The sequence below is a fragment of the Novosphingobium sp. FG137 genome (genome assembly GCF_057809735.1).
The window spans coordinates 548,951-568,015 of record NZ_JBMDKN010000002.1; the positions used below are offsets into that span (position 1 = coordinate 548,951).

General features: G+C 65.3%; 15 protein-coding genes. 4 read left to right on the forward strand and 11 right to left on the reverse strand.

What is annotated here, in order from left to right:
- The first annotated feature begins 33 nt into the window (after nt 1–33).
- Nucleotides 34–1,173 (forward strand): glycoside hydrolase family 68 protein, encoded by a 1,140-nt coding sequence (locus tag ACODS2_RS08290; protein WP_488998385.1) that lies wholly within the window; start codon nt 34–36, stop codon nt 1,171–1,173.
- Nucleotides 1,170–2,042 carry an ROK family protein gene (locus ACODS2_RS08295; protein ID WP_488998386.1) on the forward strand — a complete coding sequence of 291 codons (873 nt, stop codon included), beginning with the start codon at nt 1,170–1,172 and terminating at the stop codon, nt 2,040–2,042. The genes ACODS2_RS08290 and ACODS2_RS08295 overlap by 4 nt, the downstream gene beginning before the upstream one ends.
- Here ACODS2_RS08295 and ACODS2_RS08300 read toward each other — a convergent pair.
- From ACODS2_RS08300 to ACODS2_RS08315, 4 genes are all read right to left on the reverse strand, one after another.
- Nucleotides 2,035–3,033, reverse strand: a complete 999-nt coding sequence (locus ACODS2_RS08300) for a LacI family DNA-binding transcriptional regulator (RefSeq protein WP_488998387.1) — start codon at nt 3,031–3,033, stop codon at nt 2,035–2,037. The genes ACODS2_RS08295 and ACODS2_RS08300 overlap by 8 nt on opposite strands.
- A gap of 15 nt (nt 3,034–3,048) precedes the next feature.
- A complete protein-coding gene (locus ACODS2_RS08305) occupies nt 3,049–4,425 on the reverse strand; it encodes a putative 2OG-Fe(II) oxygenase (protein ID WP_488998388.1) in 1,377 nt (458 codons plus the stop codon).
- Between the two features lie 4 nt (nt 4,426–4,429).
- Nucleotides 4,430–5,881 (reverse strand): tryptophan halogenase family protein, encoded by a 1,452-nt coding sequence (locus ACODS2_RS08310; RefSeq protein ID WP_488998607.1) that lies wholly within the window; start codon nt 5,879–5,881, stop codon nt 4,430–4,432.
- A 198-nt stretch (nt 5,882–6,079) separates the two neighbouring features.
- Nucleotides 6,080–8,626 (reverse strand): TonB-dependent receptor domain-containing protein, encoded by a 2,547-nt coding sequence (locus tag ACODS2_RS08315; RefSeq protein ID WP_488998389.1) that lies wholly within the window; start codon nt 8,624–8,626, stop codon nt 6,080–6,082.
- Nucleotides 8,627–8,981: 355 nt separating this feature from the next.
- Here ACODS2_RS08315 and ACODS2_RS08320 point away from each other — a divergent pair, with 355 nt between their 5' ends.
- Both ACODS2_RS08320 and ACODS2_RS08325 read left to right on the forward strand, forming a co-directional pair.
- Nucleotides 8,982–10,175 (forward strand): acyl-CoA dehydrogenase family protein, encoded by a 1,194-nt coding sequence (locus tag ACODS2_RS08320; protein WP_488998390.1) that lies wholly within the window; start codon nt 8,982–8,984, stop codon nt 10,173–10,175.
- A 63-nt stretch (nt 10,176–10,238) separates the two neighbouring features.
- Nucleotides 10,239–11,369: an acyl-CoA dehydrogenase family protein gene (locus ACODS2_RS08325; RefSeq protein WP_488998391.1), complete on the forward strand. Its 1,131-nt coding sequence runs from the start codon at nt 10,239–10,241 to the stop codon at nt 11,367–11,369.
- A 141-nt stretch (nt 11,370–11,510) separates the two neighbouring features.
- Here ACODS2_RS08325 and ACODS2_RS08330 read toward each other — a convergent pair whose 3' ends face one another.
- The 7 genes from ACODS2_RS08330 to ACODS2_RS08360 form a co-directional block, all read right to left on the reverse strand.
- Nucleotides 11,511–12,482, reverse strand: a complete 972-nt coding sequence (locus ACODS2_RS08330; protein WP_298165821.1) for an NAD(P)H-dependent flavin oxidoreductase — start codon at nt 12,480–12,482, stop codon at nt 11,511–11,513.
- A 28-nt stretch (nt 12,483–12,510) separates the two neighbouring features.
- Nucleotides 12,511–13,353 (reverse strand): class I SAM-dependent methyltransferase, encoded by an 843-nt coding sequence (locus ACODS2_RS08335; protein ID WP_488998392.1) that lies wholly within the window; start codon nt 13,351–13,353, stop codon nt 12,511–12,513.
- A 66-nt stretch (nt 13,354–13,419) separates the two neighbouring features.
- Nucleotides 13,420–13,860, reverse strand: coding sequence for a GtrA family protein (locus tag ACODS2_RS08340; protein ID WP_488998393.1), 441 nt, complete (start codon nt 13,858–13,860; stop codon nt 13,420–13,422).
- Between the two features lie 3 nt (nt 13,861–13,863).
- Nucleotides 13,864–15,693: a thiamine pyrophosphate-binding protein gene (locus tag ACODS2_RS08345; protein WP_488998394.1), complete on the reverse strand. Its 1,830-nt coding sequence runs from the start codon at nt 15,691–15,693 to the stop codon at nt 13,864–13,866.
- Nucleotides 15,690–16,733, reverse strand: coding sequence for an NAD-dependent epimerase/dehydratase family protein (locus tag ACODS2_RS08350; RefSeq protein WP_488998395.1), 1,044 nt, complete (start codon nt 16,731–16,733; stop codon nt 15,690–15,692). The genes ACODS2_RS08345 and ACODS2_RS08350 overlap by 4 nt, the downstream gene beginning before the upstream one ends.
- The gene (locus ACODS2_RS08355; protein ID WP_488998396.1) at nt 16,730–18,091 is read right to left on the reverse strand and encodes a hypothetical protein; all 1,362 of its coding nucleotides are present in this window, start codon (nt 18,089–18,091) and stop codon (nt 16,730–16,732) included. Before ACODS2_RS08355 ends, ACODS2_RS08350 begins: the two co-directional genes overlap by 4 nt.
- Entirely contained in the window at nt 18,084–19,064 is a 981-nt protein-coding gene (locus ACODS2_RS08360) for a glycosyltransferase family 2 protein (protein ID WP_488998397.1), read from the reverse strand. The genes ACODS2_RS08355 and ACODS2_RS08360 overlap by 8 nt, the downstream gene beginning before the upstream one ends.
- Between the last annotated feature and the right edge of the window lies 1 nt (nt 19,065).

Sequence of the window (19,065 nt, forward strand, 5' to 3'; positions counted from 1 at the left end):
AATTCCAATCGATTGCTTCAGGATACTTGTTCGATGTCCGTACTCACTTCCCCGACAACGCTCTGGACCCGCGAGCACCTGCGCGCGCTTAGCATCGAGCCTTGCCACCAGATTCCGCTCGTGGATGGCAAGCGCCTGCAGCACCCGCTGCCGGGCTTTGACCTGTGGGATCTCTGGCCGCTGCAGCTGGCGGACGGCACCACGGCAGTGGTCGAAGGCTGGACGCTATGGTTCGTGCTCTCCGCCCCGGCGGGCGAGGACCCCGAGGCGCGGCATGACTTTGTGCGCATACGGCTGATGGCGGCACGCGGGGGCGAATGGCGCGATCACGGCAATGCCCTGCCTGACGACCTCAATCCCGGCAGCCGCGAATGGGCGGGCTCTGCGCTGTATGATCCCGAAACCGGCACGGTGACGCTCTACTGGACCGCATCGGGGCTGCGCGGGGAAGAGCCGCGCACGTTCGTCCAGCGCATGTTCGAGACGACCGGCGCCCTGACCGGGGACGCCAGCGCCTTTGCCGTGGAGGACTGGAGCGAACCGCGCGAGATCGCCGGCGGGCCGATCCCGCACTATGTGCTGGTGACGGCGGCGGAAGGCGTGCCAGGCATGATCAAGGGCTTCCGCGATCCGGCGCATTTCCGCGATCCGGCGGATGGCGCGGACTATCTGCTGTTCACCGGATCGCTCAAAGGTTCGGCGAGCCCGTGGAACGGCTGCATCGGTCTGCTGCGGCGCGAAGGTGAGAGCTGGGCGGTGCTACCGCCGCTGCTGAGCGCGGACGGGCTCAACAACGAGCAGGAACGGCCGCACATCGTCTTCCACGCAGGGCGCTATTACCTGTTCTGGTCCACGCAGCGGAAGGTCTTTGCGCCGGGCGAGCCCAATGGCCCCAACGGGCTTTACGGCATGGTCGCTGAGAGCATGGACGGCCCGTGGCTGCCGCTCAACGGCAGCGGGCTGGTTGCGGGAAATCCGCCCGAAGCACCAGTGCAGACCTACAGCTGGTGGGTGACGCAGGAGCTCACCGTGCATGGCTTCGTCGACTATCCGAACTCGCTGAAGGGCAACGACCATGGCGATGCGGCCTGGCGGCGGGCGCATTTTGCAGGCGTGCCGGCGCCGGTGTTTCGCCTTGTCCTTGACGGCGCGCGCGCGGGGATTGCGGCATGAGCGCGGCGCGCTATGGCCTGATCGAGGCGGGCGGCACCAAGTTCGTGCTGGGTGTGGCGGATGAGGCACGCACGATCTATGCGCGAGAACGCATCCCGACGACGACGCCTGAGGAAACACTGGGCGCGGCAGTGGAGTGGTTCGCGGCGCGGGGAACTGACTATGCCGCGTTCGGCATCGCCTCGTTCGGGCCGCTCGACCTTGAACCCGCCTCGCCCGGCTATGGCTGCGTGCGCCCCACACCCAAGCCGCACTGGAGCGGGGCGAGCCTGATCGCGCCGTTCAAGGAGCGCTTCGGCGTGCCGGTGGCGATCGATACCGACGTCAACGGCGCTGCGCTTTCCGAAGCGCTTTGGGGCGCGGGAGAAGGCCACAGTTCGGTGCTCTACCTCACCATCGGCACTGGCATCGGCGGCGGTTTCTGCAGCGATGGACAGCTGCTGCGCGGGCTTTCGCACCCGGAAATGGGCCATATCCGCATGCCGCGCCATCCGGAGGATCTGGACTTTGCGGGCACCTGCCCGTTCCACGGTGATTGCCTCGAAGGCCTTGCCTGCGGCCCGGCAGTGATCGCGCGCTGGGGCAAGTCGCTTTCGGAGCTGCCCGAGGGGCACCCCGGCAAACGCATCATCGCCTGGTACATCGGCCGCGCGCTCGCGACATTCCAGACGGTGATGGAACCGGCGCGCATCGTGCTGGGCGGCGGAGTGACCGCGACGCCGGGGCTGCTCGACCTGATCCGCGCCGAAGCACTGGCGGCGAACGGCGGCTATACCGTGGGAAAGATCGACGAACTGATCGTGGCGCCGGGGCTGGGCGACAACGCGGGGCTGCTGGGCGCGCTGGCGCTGGCTCTGGCGCTCAGGTAGATTCCCGGATCAGCAAGCGCGGCTGGAGGATGACCGAGTGGATCTCCTCCCCGGCGATGCGCTGGATCACGCTGCTGACGAGGTTCTCCGCGCCCTGTTCCAGATCCTGCGCGATCGTGGTGAGCGGGGGCATGGTGTGTTCGCCCAGCGGCAAACCATCGTAGCCAATCACCTTCACGTCGCCGGGCACCGCGAGCCCCTGTTCGGCCAGCACGCGCATGGCGGTGACGGCGATGACGTCTGACGCCGCGACCACGCCGTCCGGCCGATTGGTCTCGGTGCGGAAATACTTGCCGATCTCACTCTGCGCTGCATCGGCAACAAGGTGCGTGGGCACGACGCTGAACCGCGCGCCGGAACGCTCCACGACCGAGCGGCACCCTTCGAGGCGCTGGCCGATCTCGATCGCGCGGGCATCGCCGAAGAACACGATGTTGCGGCAGCCGCGCTCCAGCAGGTGCTGCGCGGCGAGCGCGCCGCCGCGGAAATTGTCCGAACCGACCGAGCAATGCGCCTGCCCCGCAATGTGCGAGCCCCACGCGACGAGCGGGCGGTAGAGTTCGGCAACGCGGTCGAGCACGGCGGACTGGTCTGACTGGCCGATCACGATGATCCCGTCCGACTGGCCGGAGCGGGCAAGCTTGAGCAGCCAGTCCTCGTCCGTCGGCACGACGCGCGAGAGGAGGAGGCTGTAGCCCCGGCCTGTCAGCTTGTCCGCTAGCAGGCCGAGCATGGTGATGAAGAACGGATCGGAAATGTTCTGCCGCACTTCATGACCGAGCGGGATGACCACGCCGATCGTGTTCGTCTTGCGCATGCGCAAGTTGCGCGCGGTGGCATTGGGGGTGAAACCATGCTGGCGCGCAAGGGCGACGATCATGTCGCGCGTGGCAGGGGTGACGAGGCTCGAACCCGAAAGCGCGCGCGAGACAGTGCCGCTGGTGACACCGGCGATCTCGGCGAGTTCCTTGAGGGTCTTCGGGGCATTCATGGTTTCGAGGTGTCCTCAGGCAGAGGTGGGAACCACATCGAAGGCGATGTTGAGCCGTTCACCCGCCGCGAACGGATGGGTGCCATGCCACAGGATCGACGGGAAGACCACAAGCTGCCCTACACGCGGTGGTATTACGGCATATGGGGGAAGGGCAATTCCCAGCTCCGGCGGCGGTGCGCCGAGCTGCAAAGCACCCGCCGGAGCCGGGCCGGGATCATCCGGCAGTGCGACATAGAGCACGGCTGAAAGCCAGCCGACGGGATGGCTATGCGTGACGTTGAAGCCCCCTGCCCCGAGCCGTACGGACCAGCTGCCGGAAATCTGCAGGCCGCCGCGCGGCTTACCGAGGAGCGGATGGCGCGGATCAGGCGGCGGCAAAGTGCTTACGAAATCGCGCAGCGCTTCCATCAGCCGCGCGCGGACGGTGCCCAGCAGCGGTTCGTGACGGAGGAGGACCGAGCGATCGGTCTGCGTGCCGTGGCGCACCGATTGTTCGGCATAGGGCAGCGAGGCCGTGTGCAGGTGGCGCAGCAGTGCGGCGAGTTCGGCAAGCTCGGTGGTCGAAAGGCCGGGATCGAGGACGCCGTGGAGAACCGGATCGCCGTCCAGCCACGCGGCGAGTGGATCGCCAAGCATGCGCCAAGCCGTCGAGAGATAGGGCCAGACCTGCCCGGCCAGACGCGTGGCGGTGAGCGGCAGGGCGAGGTCGCGCGCCGCAGCGGCATTACCGGCGCGCAAGGCCGTGCGGATGCGGCACAGGACAAGGAATTCGTCATCCGCGCCGGTCAGCGCGGCAAGGCGTGTCTGCGCTTCGGCGAGGTTGCCGCTTTCACTGGCGAGGAAGGCGCGGGCGACGGCCAGCGGGCGGGTTTCGCCGAGCTGCGCGGCGGCGGCATCGAGGATGCGGCGCGCGGCGAGCCAATCGCGCTGCTGCGCGCGCAAGGTGAACCAGCCGAGCCAGAGGCCCTGATGGCGCGGCTGGCCCCGCACCGCCTCCGCAAAGCCTGCGTCATACGTTTCCGCATCGCCATGGCTGAAGCGCAGGCTGGCGAGCACGCGCTGGCCATCGAGCCAATCGGGCCTTGCCGCCAGCGCGCGGGCGAGCACGGCTTCCGCCTCGGCCAGCTGGCCTTCGGACGCCAGTGCGAGGGCGTGGTTGCGCAAGGCATCCAGGTTTTCGGGCCAGAGCCGCACGGCTTCGGCGAAGAGCGTGGCGGCCGGGTGGCCGAGTTCGTAGGCCGATTGCGCGCGCAGGAATGCGGTCAGCGGATCGGTCGGAGCAAGGCGCGCGGCTTCGGCGATCGCGCGATCGGCTCCAGCCATATCCTGCACGGCGCGCGCGGCGCGGGCGCGTTCGCGCCAGACCTCGGCCTCGAGCAGATCCGACACCTCTTCAGGCCGCAGCTGCGTTGCCGGTGAGGCCGGCGATATAGGCCTCATGGCTGGGCAGCTTGGCCGCCTCGGCCGCCATCGCGGCGCGCAGCTTGGCAAGGTAATCGCGCGCGTCGATCCCGCGGTGCTCAATGAGGGGATCGAGGCCTTCGGGATAGTTGTGCTGGCCGATGTGGACCGCAAGCCATGAGGGGGGTGCGAACAAGTCCATCTCGCGCGCGATTAGCCGGCCGTGGCGGCGGAAGTGATCCATTTTCAGCGCGAGCGTATCGGGCACGTCCATCGCGGAAACATAGCGCCAGAGTTCGTGATCCTGCCGCTGGGTGAGCTTGTAGTGGAGGATCAGAAAATCACGGATGCGGTCGGTTTCGGCGTGGGCGATGCGGTTGAATTCGGCGATCGTGGCGGGATCGAAATCGCGGTCCGGGAACAGGCCGATGAGCTTGGAGATATTGGCCTGAATGAGGTGGATCGAGGTCGATTCGAGCGGTTCGAGGAAGCCGCTGGAAAGCCCGACCGCGATGACGTTGCGGTTCCAGTGCTGCTTGCGGCGGCCGGTGCGGAAGCGCACGAAGCGCGGATCGCCCAGCGCCTCGCCATCCAGCCGCGAGGCGAGCAGGTCTGCAGCTTTCCCGTCCTCAATGAACTGGCTGGAATAGACGTAGCCGTTGCCGATGCGGTGCTGCAGCGGGATGCGCCACTGCCAGCCAGCCTCGCGCGCAGTGGAGCGGGTGTAGGGCGTGGGCGCACCCGCGCTGGCGCAGGGCATGGCCACCGCGCGGTCGCAGGGGAGCCAGTGGCTCCAATCCTCGAACCCCGTTTGCAACGCGCCTTCGATGAGCAGCGCGCGCAGGCCCGAGCAATCGATGAAGAGATCGGCCTCCAGCTTCTGCCCGCCTTCCAGCGTGACGCTTTCAACGAAGCCGGTTTCGCCATTCAGCGTAACGTCGTCGATCTTGCCTTCGACGCGAGTGACGCCCCGCGCCTCGGCATGGCGGCGGAGGAAGGCGGCGTAGAGCGAGGCATCGAAATGGTAGGCATAGTCGAAGGTGGAAAGCAGCGAGCGCTGATCGGGCACCGGGCGCGCCATGCGGCCGGCGCGCGCGATCTGCCAGGCCATCGAGAGGTCTTCGAGCGGGAAGGCCCCGGGTTCCTCGCGCGTCTTCAGCCAGTACTGGTGCAGCGGCACCATATCAAAATTGCGCCCGTGCGGGCCGAAGGGATGGAAATAGCGGGTGCCGACGCTGCCCCAATCGACGAATTCGATGCCCAGCTTGAAGGTGCCGCGCGTCTCGCGGATGAAATCGGCTTCGCTGATGCCCAGCGTCTCGTTGAACAGGCGGATCGGCGGGATCGTCGCCTCACCCACGCCGACGATGCCGATTGCGTCGGATTCGACGAGCGTGACCTTGCAATCGCGCTTGAGCATCGTGGCCAGCATCGCCGCCGACATCCAGCCGGCCGAGCCGCCGCCGACGACAAGCACCGAACGGATCCGCCGATCGCCTTCGTTCACGCTGCAAACCCCTTCCACAGTGCCCTGCCGTTTTCGGCCAGGGCTGATCCTTACGCAAAAAGGGGCGGGTGCGGAACCATCCGGCCGCGCCCCCCCCTCTTGCATGTGCCTGCCCTTTGGGGGCTGCTCAGCCCATCAGAAGCTGAAGCGGACCGAGGCGTTGATGTTGCGGCCCAGAACCGGCGAAATACCGCCGACGAAGGTGCCGTTGCCCGGCTGGAAGTCCGTTCCGGCCGGCCCGAGCGGGGTCAGCTTGTTGAACAGGTTGTAGGCATTGAGCCCCAGTTCGAGGTTCTTGACCGGGCGAACCTTGAGGTTCGCGCCGAACACGCTGCCGCCCGGCCACTGGTTGCCCGCACCATCGAGCGTGCTGGTCACACCGGTGATGTTGGCACCCAGCGCGATCATGTCGCTGAAGTCATAGTTGGCCGCGAAAGTGTACGACAGATCGGGAATGTTGTTCGAGCGCGAGAACACCGAACCCGGCGCCGAGGGCTGCTTCTTCGATTTGTTGTACGTCATGTTGGCAAGGAGGCTGAAGCCGCCCGCGCTGAGCGTGCCGTAGAACTCCGCACCGGTCGTCTTGTACTTGTCCGAGATGATGCAGGTGAACTGCGTCGGATTCCCGGTCACGATCGGGCAGATCGTCTGGCTGAGCTCGAAGGTCGTGATGTTGAAGTGGCTGTGATAGCCCGTCAGCTCGACCGTGTAGCGCGCGCCGCCGATGTTGCCGCGGTTCTTGAGGCCGATTTCGTACTGATAGACGTTGTTCGAAACCGCCGTGTTGCCCTTGGCGTTGAGCGTGCCGTCAGCGTTGAAGTAGCCGCTGAAGGTAAGGCGATCCGCGTTGGCGCGAACACCCTTCGAAGCGCGGACGAACAGGTTGAGGTTGTCCGCCGGCTTGAAGCTGGCACCCACCGACCACGAGGTGGTTGCCTTGGTGTAGTTGATCGTCTCCCGCGCGCCATCGGGCAGGTAGTAGGGCAGGCTGACCGACTGCGAAGCGCCCGTAACCGGGTTCACCGCGTTGGTGGTGATGAAATGCGTCACCGCATCGCCCACTGCCGGGTTGGCGTTGATGCCCGAGCCGGTGCCCTTGTTGATATCGTGGCGGACCGATGCGTCGAGCTCGAACTTGCCCACATCGAAGATGAAATCGGCATAGGGCGCGTTATCGGTGAAGGTGTAATCGTAGGTGCGGGCGCAGCAACCGCCCCAGTTGTTGTTGTAGCCGGTGAAACCGTTGGCGCTGAGCAGGTTGCCGGCCGCATCGAGCAGGTCGATCGGCGAGGCCGCCGGGGTCAGCGAGCCGTTGAACTGGTTCGGATGCCAATCCATCGCGACCTTCTGGTTCATGTAGAACCAGCCGGCGGTGAGGTTGGCCTTGATCCCGCCGAGATCACCCTGCCAGTTGAGCTTGGCATCGTTGACGAAGCTGCCGACGTCGCGGATCCGCGTGTAGACCGAGACGTTGTTGTTATAGAACGCTTCGGCGACGTCCTTGCCCTTGTTCGGGCCAGCCGAATAGACCGCGCGGGCGACCACGCCGCCGTTCTTGGTCGAACCGATGAGGCCCGAGAGCGGCGAGACGCTGAGGAAGTTCGACGAGAATCCGCCGCTCATGTTGGTGTAGCGGGCGTTGTTGTCGACGGTGATGCCGTTGTCGAACTTGTAGTGCAGCTGCGCCTGGAGCGACTGGGCATTGGTGGTGATGCCATTCAGCGGCGTGCTCGCCAGACCGCGGCTGTTGAAATCGACATAATTCACGACCGGGTTGAACGCCGAGAAGTTGGACGCGCGGCGCGGATCGAAGCCCGGGCAGGCCGTGAGGCCGGAGACCTTGCCGCCGCTGAGGTTGCCGCAGGCGATGCCGCCCTGGGTGTTGGGCTCCTGCGTGTCCTGCGCCTTGAAATAGAGGCGGAAGAAGCCGCGGTTATCGTCGAACTCGCGGGTGATGTTGCCCTTGATCAGGTACGACTTGCTGAGCTGGTAGCCCGAGTGCCACGGACCATCGCCGGCGCCGTAGTAGCCGCCGATGTTGAAATAGGTCTTGTCGTCGATGCCGCCCGAGTAGCGGAAGCTGGCGCGGGTGTAATCGTAGGTGAGATTGCGCTCGACCTGGACATAGCCGCCTTCGCTGCGATCGGTCTTGCTGATGTAGTTGATCACCGCGCCGGGGGCCTGGCTGGCGAGCGTGGCAGCGGTGCCGCCGCGGATCGCATCGACGCGGGCGTCGATCGGGCTCGACTTGGTCCAGTAGTCGTTGTTGCCGAACTGGATATCACCGAACAGCACGGTGGGCAGGCCATCTTCCTGCAGCTGGACGAAAGTGGCGCCGCCGGTGGCGACGGGCAGGCCGCGAACGGCGAAGTTGCCGTTGCCGCCCGGGCCCGAAACGTTGGGCTGGAGACCCGGCAGCAGGCGGAGCAGATCGCCTTCCGACATCGGGCGGAAGTTGGCGATGATCGCCGAATCGACCGAGGAGATCGAGACCGAGCTGTCGAGCTTGCTCTTGGTGCCGGTCGATGCGGTGACGACGATTTCGCTGAGGGTATCGCCTGCGGCGGTATCGGCCGTGGCGGCATCGGCAGGCGCGGCGGCTTGCGCGAGAACCGGCGTCGAAAGACCGGCCATGGCCAGCGCGATGACCGATGCACACGATTGAATTGCGGTGAGCTTCACAGATATCCCTCCCGATTGCGAGCACTTTTGTGCGTACGACAGCAGCGAATCGAAGCCTCGAAGCGCCTGCATGCCCGTTCTCTGGCAAAAGGGCGGGCCAAGCGCAAGCAAGAATTCAAGCGATTGAATCGGGTATGGCTCGAGAGTGGAGGAACTGTGGCTTCTGTGCATCGCGCTGCGGTGCATGGCTTCGCGCTGGCATGGAGGCGTCTTGCAGGCACTGCTGGACCAATGCCCCTCTTGACGTTTACGTAAAGTGGAAGGATGGAGGGATCAAGAGAACGCCTTCGTCCGCGATGGCGAGTCTCACCGCGTCAGGGCCGCAAAAAGGCCATGAACTCAAACGGAGAGCCCCATGCATCTTGATTTCAGCCCCGAGGATCTGGCCTTCCAGCAGGAAGTCCGCGCCTTCATTGCCGAAAACTATCCGGCCGAACTGCGCGGGAAGCAGGACGAAGGCGACGAGCTTTCGAAGGAAGATTTCCTCTCCTGGCACAAGGTGCTGGCGAAGAAGGGCTGGGTCGCCCCGGCATGGCCTGTCGAATACGGCGGCACCGGCTGGAGCGCGACGCAGCGCTACATCTGGTCGGAAGAAACCGCGCGTGCGGACTGTATCCGCCTGATGCCGTTCGGCCTCTCGATGGTCGGCCCGGTGATCTACACTTTCGGTACGCCTGAGCAGAAGGCCAAGTACCTCCCCCGCATCCTTTCGGGCGAGGACTGGTGGTGCCAGGGCTATTCGGAGCCGGGTTCGGGCTCTGACCTCGCCTCGCTGCGCACCAAGGCAGTGCGGGACGGCGATCATTACGTCGTCAACGGCCAGAAGACCTGGACGACCATGGCGCAGCATGCCGACTGGGGCTTCTTCCTCGTCCGCACCGATCCCGATGCCAAGCAGCAGGAAGGCATTTCGTTCCTGCTCATCGACATGAAGACGCCTGGCATCACCGTGCGCCCGATCATCACGCTGGGCGGCGAGCACGAAGTCAACGAAGTGTGGCTCGAAGACGTGCGCGTGCCGGTCGAGAACCGCGTCTATGAAGAGAACAAGGGCTGGACTTGCGCCAAGTTCCTGCTGGCGCACGAGCGCACCGGGATCGCGGGCGTGGCCGCTTCGAAGCGCGGCGTCGAGAAGGTCAAGTCCATCGCGCGCGCCGAAATGGACGGCGACAAGCCGCTGATCGCCAACGCTTTCTTCAAGCGCAAGATCGCCGAGCTGGAAATGGACCTCACCGCGCTCGAATTCACCGAGCTGCGCAGCTTGGCCGGTGAAAGCGCGGGCAAGGGTCCGGGGCCGGAATCGAGCCTGCTCAAGATCAAGGGTTCTGAAATCCAGCAGCGCCTGACCGAGCTGACGCTGGAAGCGGTGGGCCACTACGGCGCGCCTTATTTCCGCGGCTTCGGTGAGGGCGACAACGAGCACCCGATCGGGCCGGACTACGCGCACCGCGCTGCGCCGACCTATTTCAACACCCGCAAGACGACGATCTACGGCGGTTCGAACGAGATCCAGCGCAATATCATCGCGAAGATGGTGCTGGGGCTCTGAGTGAAAATGGAGGCCGCCGCGCGGAAGGTACGACGCGGCGGCCCTGACTGGGATTTGAGGACAATGGATTTCAGCTACACCGAAACGCAGGACATGCTGCGTGATACGCTCGCGCGCTTTCTTGCCGACACCTATGACTTTGAAACGCGCAAGAAGATGCTGCTGCGCCCCGAGGGCCGCGATCCGGGCGTGTGGAAGGCGCTCGCCACCGAGCTTGGCATTCTGGGCGCGCCCTTTGCCGAAGAGCACGGCGGCCTTGGCGGCGGCGCGCTTGAGAACATGATCATGATGGAAGAGCTGGGCAAGGTCATCGCGATCGAGCCTTACCTGCAGACCGTGGTAATCGGCGGCGGCGCCCTGAAGCGTGCGCCCGCAGCGATGGCCGATGCGGTGATCCCCGAGATCATCGCGGGCAATGCCGTGATCGCGTTTGCCTATGCCGAGCCGCAGGGCCGCTACGACCTTGCCAACCTGCGCACCACCGCGAAGGCGGACGGCGCAGGTTATGTTCTCTCGGGCCACAAGGCGGTGGTCTATGCCGCGCCGTGGGCGACGCACCTGCTCGTCACCGCGCGCACCGGCGGGAGCCAGCGTGAGCGTGAGGGCGCCGAGCTGTTCCTGATCGATGCCACCCTCCCCGGCATCGTGCGGCGGGATTACCCCACCGTCGACGGCTTCCAGGCAAGCGAGATCTATTTCGAGAACGTCGCCATCCCCGGCGATGCGCATATCCCGGGCGGCATCGGCCTGATCGAACTGCTGGTGGACGAAGCCACCGTGGCGATCTGCGGCGAGGCCTGCGGGGTGAGCCGCAAGCTGCACGAGGGCACGCTCGACTACATCAAGCAGCGCAAGCAGTTCGGCCAGCCGATCGGCAAGTTCCAGGTGCTGCAGCACCGCATGGCGGACATGTTCGTCGAGGTGGAGCAAATCGCCTCGATGGCGCTGATGGGCACGCTGAAGCTCGACCTTCCTGCGGACGAGCGCAAGGCGGCGGTGAGCCTCGCCAAGGCGAAGGTTTCGCGCTCGATCAATTTCGTCGGGCAGAACGCGATCCAGACGCACGGCGGCATCGGCATCACCGTGGAGCTCGCCATCGGCCACTACTTCAAGCGCGCCACGATGATCGAGAACCAGTTCGGCTCGGCGGACTTCCACCTTGGCCGGTTCGAGGATCTGACGCTGGCGGCTTGAGGCTGCCAGCTTTGTAAGCCCCTCCCCGCTCGGGGAGGGGTTGGGGAGGGGGTTCCGCTGCTTCCGGCAGACGCTGCGCACCCCCACCCGGCCTCCCCCGAACGGGGGAGGGGCAAGTAGCGTTGGTTGCGATGTAGCGGCTCAGACCATCCCGGCTAGCCGTTCGCGGATGATCGTGTTGGCCTGCGCCATGATCCGGTCGACCAGCTCCTTGCACGTCGGGATATCGTGGATGAGCCCCGCGACCATGCCGCAGCTCCACGCGCCGGCTTCCATGTCGCCCTCCATCATGATGCGCGGATAGACGCCCGCGACTTCCTCGATGATGTCCTCGAACTTGATATCGGGGCCGAGGCGCCGCTCCTTTTCGAGCAGGCGTTCGACCGCCGCGTTGGTCAGCACACGTTCGGTGTTGCGCAGCGGGCGCATGACGAGGCGGGTATCGAGCTCGGACGCGGCGAGCAGCGCCTGCTTCACCTTTTCATGCACCGGCGCTTCCTTGGTCGCGATGAAGCGCGTGCCCATGTTGATGCCTTCCGCGCCCAGCGCCAGCGCGGCGACGAGGCTGCGCCCATCGGCCATGCCGCCCGAGGCGACGAAGGGAATGGTGAGCTCCTCGGCCGCGCGGGGCAGCAGGATGAAGTTCGGGATATCGTCCTCGCCGGGATGGCCGCCGCATTCGAAGCCATCGACCGAGATCGCATCGCAGCCCACGTTCTGCGCCTTCACGCTGTGGCGCACCGAGGTGCACTTGTGGATCACCTTGATCCCGGCGTCCTTGAAATAGGGGAGGAACGGCGCGGGGTTGTTGCCTGCCGTCTCGACGATCTTCACCCCGCCTTCGATGATCGCGCGGATGTAGCCCGGATAATCGGGCGCGTTGACCGTGGGCAGGAAGGTCAGGTTCACGCCGAAGGGCTTGTCGGTCATGTCCTTGCAGCGCGCGATTTCATTGGCGAGATCGGCGGCGGACTTCTGCGTGAGGCCGGTAATGATGCCGAGCCCGCCCGCGTTGGAGACGGCGGCGGCCATTTCGGCAAAGCCGACGTAGTGCATGCCACCCTGGATGATCGGGTGCTCGATGCCGAACAGTTCGGTGATGCGGGTCTTCATGGCTGGCTTTCTCTCCCGTTTGTTGGTCTTACGGCTGCGCCGTCGTTAACATGTTACCCAGTTTCAGGCCCACTGCCATGTCTGGGAGGGGCAGGCGCGAGAGATCGAGCCCGACAGTCTGGCCCGCCTGCTGGGCGAGGAAGCTGATCGGGAAGTGATTGACGCTGCGCTGCACATCTACCCCCGAATACCCGGCGGTTGTCAGCACCTTGGTCATGGTTTCGGGATTGTAGAGTTCGGGATGCTGCAGGCAGAACGGTGGGAACGTGCGGCCCATCACCGTGCGCAGCAGCGACTTCTCGTTGTGCGTGACAATGAGGATGCGCCCCCCCGGCTTCAGCTTGGTGCGGATCTGGCGCAGGATCGCGAGTGGCTCGGTAATGTGATCGAGCACGTGGATCATCACGGCCAGGCTGATCGTGCCATCGGGCACGTCGCTGAAATCGTCCATGGCCGCACTGATGGTGTGCGAGAGGGTTCCGGCCGAGCGGGCCAGAACATCATGCACCGCGCGGTTCGGCTCGAACAGCCAGGCATGGCCAAACTTGCCCGAAGCCGCCGCGGGCGTGACGATATGCCCGACATCCGGGCCAATCTCCATGTAACCGCCCGGAACGACGCTGTCTGCCACCGCCGACCAGTAGCCGCGCTGGGTTGCGGCGATCGCGGCGGAAGGCACAATGTCCATGTTTGGCGCGAGATTGGCGTAGAGCTCGCTCAGTTGCGCGCCGGTGAAATAGCGCGGGCAATAGAGCAGGCCGCAGCTCTGGCACCGGGCATAAGTGAAGAACATGCGCTCCTTGCGCAGCCCCTCCCAGAAGGGAACGAGGCCTTCGAGGCCCACGTCTTCCCCGGCCGGCTTGCTCTGCATTTCGGGAATGGCCTGCGCGCTTCCGCAGCATGGGCAGGACCGCTCAAGAAAGGCTGCCATCGGTCATCAAGTCCCTGTATCAGAAGGTGTATCAGCACGAAATGTCACGGCCTGGTGCCAGAAATAGCTGCCCGCCAGCGTCATCAGCGAGAAGCTGAACTGCGCTGGGATCGGATGCAGGCCGAAGCCTTGCACCAGAAGCGGCAATGCAATCAGATTGGCCCCGAATACCGCGTACGAATATGAGGCAAAGTAAGCAAATTCGCGAAGGATATTGTTGCGGGTGCGAAAGACGCCGATCTTGTAGGTGCTGAAGGCAAAGACCACGCAGACGACCTGCGAGAGCAGCAGCGCGACCATGTAGTTGTGCGCGAACCAGGGCGAAAACCAAAGGAGCGCCGGAAAGAACGAGAGCCCGAACGCGGTGTTCGCCGCGCCGGCGAGCAGATAGCGCACCGGGCGCTCCCCCCGGCGCAATCGCGTGCGAACGCGTTCGATGAGGCGCACGGCTTACTCTTCCAGCAGCGGAATGCGCATGTTCTCGCGCAGGACCTCACGCGGTAGGAACGGCGAGAGGTCTTCGAGCGGCGGCGAAGTCATCCGCCCATCGGGATGGACCTTGGCTCCCAGCTTGGGGGCGAAGGCGGCATTCTCGTCGATCATGATTTCGCAGATCGTCGCGCCGGGTGCCTCGATCGCCTCACGCAGCGCGCCGAGGTTTTCATGCCCGTCGACCCGCCAGTAGCCATAACCGAAGGCCGCTGCGAGCTTGGAGAAATCGGGGAAAGTCACGTTGCTCTTGGGCCCGCCGCCCACTTCAACGCCGTTGAAGTAGTTGCGGTGGGTCTGGAAGATCGAGACATAGCCGTTGTTGTTGAGCAGGATGATCTTCACCGGCATGCCGTAGCCGATGATGGTCTGCAGTTCCTGCAGGTTCATCATGATGCTGCCATCACCGGCCACGCAGATCACGCGGCGCGGATCGCCCTTCCCCGCGCTGGCAAGGCCAACGCAGGCACCGATCGCCGCCGGCAGATCATAGCCCATCGTTGCGCAGCCGGAATTGGTCCACAGCCGCAGGCCTTCCTTGATCTGTGCGGTCTGGAACCCGACCACGCAGGCGCTGCCATTGCCGCACACGACGACATCTTCGCCGTCCAGCACCTGGAACAGCGCATCGAGCGCGACATAGGGATTGCACACGGCGTTCTGGTTGTACTCGGGGAGCACCACCGGGAAGTTGCGCCGCCGCTCAACCGCCCAAGCGAGCCATTCGCGCTGCTCGTCCGTGGCCCCCTCCGGCGCGGCGGCAAGCAGCGCCGGGATGAAATCCTTGAGATTGGCGACGACCGGCATGTCCGGCTTCACATTGGGCTTCTGCAGTTCGATCGGATCGATATCGACCCAGACCTTGTAAGCCTCGCGCGCAAAGCTGTCCCAGTTGTAGCTGACCTGCCGGATGTTGAGCCGGCTGCCGAGCACGAGCAGGAAATCGGCGCTCTGGTTGACCATGTTGCCGCCGCGATCGCCCACCGTGCCGGGGCGGCCGCAATAGAGCGGATGATCGTCCCAGATCACATCGTGCGCATTCCAGCCGGTGACGACCGGGACGCCCAGCTTTTCGACCAGCTCGATGAATTGGGCGTGCGCGCCGCTGAGCCGCACGCCGCCGCCAGCGAAGACGACAGGGCGCTTGGCGGTCTTGAGCCTGGCGATGACGGCCTCTGCCGCCGCAGCAAGGTCGGTCTTCGTCCAGTGCTCGTCGAGCTCGGCCGGATCGAAGCCGGGATCCAGCGTATCGGGATCGATCCGCGCCGCCTGCACATCGAGCGGAATGTCGAGCCAGGTCGGCCCCGGACGGCCCGAGCGCGCGAGGTAGATCGCTTTTTCGAGGTGGTAGCGGATCGTCTGCGGATCGGTGACCATCTCGGCATACTTGGTGATCGTCTGCACGATCGGCGCGATATCGAGCTCCTGATCGCCATACTGGCGCAGCGGCAGGCCAGTGTGGCGCACCGTGGTCTCATTCTTGACCTGTCCGGAGATGACGAGCACGCCGACCGAATCCACGAAGGCGCCATAGATGCCGGTGATGGCGTTGGTGCCGCCGGGCCCCGAAGTGACGTTGACCACCGGCAGGCGCCCGGTCAGCCGCCCGTAGGCTTCCGCCGCAATCGCGAGCGCCTGCTCGTGATGGCAGAACGTGGTGCGGATCCCTTCGTGCGTGCCGATCGAGTGATTGAGGTGCATCGCCCCGCCGCCGGTGAGCATGAACACATCGCCGATGCCATGCGCCACCAGTTGCTGCGCCACCCAGTCTGAAAGCTTGACCTTGCTCATCGCATCCATCCATTCGAGGCCGCAGTGCGGCGAATAGCTTCATCCAGATCGACCGTGGAGACCACGCCGAGTTCGCTCCGGATCTTGTGGGTTGCCGGGACATAGCGCCCCGGGTTCCAGCCGGCATCCGGCTTGCCGAGAATTTCGAACTTGCCGCTGCCCAGCAGGGTCGCCGCGCGTTCGGCCAGTTCGCCGATCGAAACCGCCTGCTCCGACCCCAGATTGTAGGTCGCACCAGCCGGAGCCCGCAGCAGCACGGCCCACATCCACGCGGTAAGATCGGCGAGATAGAGATAGGAGCGCACCGCGCGCCCGTCGCTGTTCACGGTTACCGTGCGCCCGGCCATGGCATCGCGGATGAAATTGCCCGCAGCGAAGTGGATATCGAGCGCCAGCATCGGCCCCAGCAGCGCGAAGATGCGGGTGGTGACGATGTCGAGCCCAAACTGGCGGCGATAGATCGCGCAGAGCATTTCCGCCGCGCGCTTGCCCTCGCCGTAGCTGGAGCGGTGGGTCAAGAGATCGGGCGCGCCGCGATAGTCCTCGTTCACATGCGTCACGTCCCACGGCTGCGCGCCGTAGACCGCGCCCGAGGACATGAACAGCACGCGCCCTGCCCCGGCTGCCCGCGCGAAATCGAGCGTATTGCGCGTGCCTGCCACGATCGTATCGAACATGCGGAGCGGGTCGTTCTCGTTGAGATCGGCGCTGGCATCGGTCGCGCCGTGGATCACGTGGGTGTAGTGCTGTCCGTCCGGCTGCAGGGTCAGGACATCGCCCGCCACCAGCCGCAGCGCGGGCCACGCCGCCAGCGTCGGGGCTTTCGCTGCGAAGGCGGCCGGATCGCGGGTAAGCACCGCCACGTCGAGGCCAAGGCCATGCGCCTGATCGGCAAGCCGCAGCGCCTCCAGCATCCAGCGCCCGATCAGCCCCGTGCCGCCGGTGATGAACAGGCGCGCACCCTTGAGCGCGGACCAGTCTCCCGCGAGGCGTTCGACCACGCCCGCGAGGTCTTCCGCAAGGATGGGATGCATGCTCATGCCAGCGCCTCCCGGGGCGGGCCGAACGAGAGCTGTGGCCGATGCTGGCGATAGGCCAGCGTCGCCTCGCGGATCGTTTCCAGCGAGAGCAGCATGAGCACCAGCAGGAGGCCGATAGGATGGGTGAACTGACCAACCGCGATGCCGAACTGCGCCGAGACGGCCTTGCCGCTGAGCCACGCCGTGGTGTGGGCCACCGGCAACGTGGAGATCTGCCAATCCACATTGAGCGCATTGAGATAGATGATCGTGATCGAGGCGATCCGGGCAAAGCCGCGCCACGGCTCCATGAACACGAGGAACATCAGGAACATTTCGGTGTAGCCGCCGGGGGAGCGGTTGGTCAGCGAAATCAGCAGCGCGATGCAGGCAAGGCGCGTGAGCGGCACCGCGCGCGGCTGCAGCCACGCGAGGAACAGGGCCACGACCCCGGTCAACTGCGCGACGGCCATCGCCGTCTTCAGCACGAAGCGGAACTGTTCGTAGGTGTCCGAACGGAAATAGCGCAGGACCGGAAACGCGCCCCGGTCGATCACGCCGAACAGGCCGTTGAAGCTGGTCGAATAGTAGATTTCGCCGACAACATCGCCGCCGGTGAACGTGATCCAGTTGAGGGTGTTGTCGAGCAGTTCGGCGATGCTGCCGCCGCCCACGAAGGCCCAGGTCGCTAGGTAGATGAGCACCGTGGCGACCGCGGCGAGTTCCAGCTGCCGCCATTCGCGGCGGATGCCCCAGCCAATGGTGGCCACCAGCATATAGGGCTTGAAGTTGATCATCAGACCCGCCGCGATCGCCCGCACCGGGCGCGAGGCGGCGAAGAAGCCGAAGGCGATGACCATGGCGATATAGCACATGATCAGCAGCTGCCCCCGCTCCAGCGCGTAGAGCGAGCGATAGCCGAAGGCGAGCGCGAGGGTGCGCATGACCGCCGTGCGCGGATCGTTGCGGCGCAGGGCCAGGTACGACACCGCAATCGCTGCGACATAGGAGACAAGGATCGTGGTGATCGAAAGCCAATCGCAATCCCGGGCCGCGAACGACGAGGTCACATAGCACGACGAGATCGTGAACATGCGCAGGACGAAGAACGACAGCGGCGGATAGATCGAGCGCCAGACCGAATAGGCGCCCCAATGGTTCGCCCAATAGGCAGTGTTGAACCAATCCATGAAGGTATCCTGCGGATCCCAGATGAAGGGCTGCGGCAGGTAACCGGTTTCAAGGAACGCGTGGACCAACGAGACGAACGAGGCGAGGACAAGCAGCAGCAGCACGAGTTCGGGCAGCGTGGCGCGCAAAGCCAGCCGCAGATTCTCGCGCCGACTCCGGCTGGGGTCCGCTCCCGTGCCGTCAGGCATCTTCGGCCACGACGAACGGCTGGCGTACCGGCCGGGTGCGGCTGGCCGGGAAGTTCAGCCGCTCCTGCTCGATCACCAGCGGCACGCGCCGCGTCCGTTCGGCGATGATGCGAACCTGCTCGCCCAGCAATCCGGTAAACAGGAATCCGAAGCCGAACAGGCCGAACTGGCTGGCAAGAATGATCCACGGCCATGCCGGGGCACCTGTGAAGGCGGCCGCCACTGCAGCCGCCGCGAGCACGAGCCCCAGCGCCATGAAGCCGAACGACCACACGATTGGCCGGCGCAGCAGCGCCTTCGATGAGCCGGCAAGACCCGAGACGGCAAAATCGAGCAGGGCGAAAACATCGTTCTTGGTCTGGCCGCCGCGCCGCTCCGGACGGTCATAGGGGACAAGACCGATCGAAAAGCCGCTTTCGACGAGCATGCCCCGAAAGAACGGTTCCGGCTCGTGCCAGCGCGCCAGGGTATCGACCACGCGCCGGTCATAGAGGCCGAACCCGGTGGCACCGGGAATGACGGCATAGTCCGCGTTGCGCGCGAGGAAGCCGTAGCCAGCCTTGCGCGCGGCGGTGAGCAGCGCGCCCGCTTTTTCCTCGCTGCGGCGAACGCCCAGCACGATCATGCGGCCATCGCGCCACTGGCGGATGAATTCGCCCAGCAACTGCGGCGGGTCCTGGAAATCGGCACACATGCCGATCACGGCCGCGCCTTCGGCCTGATAGATCGCGTGGGTGGGCGAACGCATCTGGCCGAAATTGCGGGTGTTGAAGATCGCCCGCACCTTGGTATCGGCACCGCAGATCGCGCGGATCAGCTCGCGGGTCCGGTCGGTCGAGCCATTGTCGATGAAGAGGATTTCCCACGAACGCGCATGCTGCGCGAGCTCAGCGCTGACCTCGTCATAGATGCCCTGAACATTCTCCTCCTCGTTGAGGCAGGGAATCACGACAGAGACTTCGATATCGCTCATC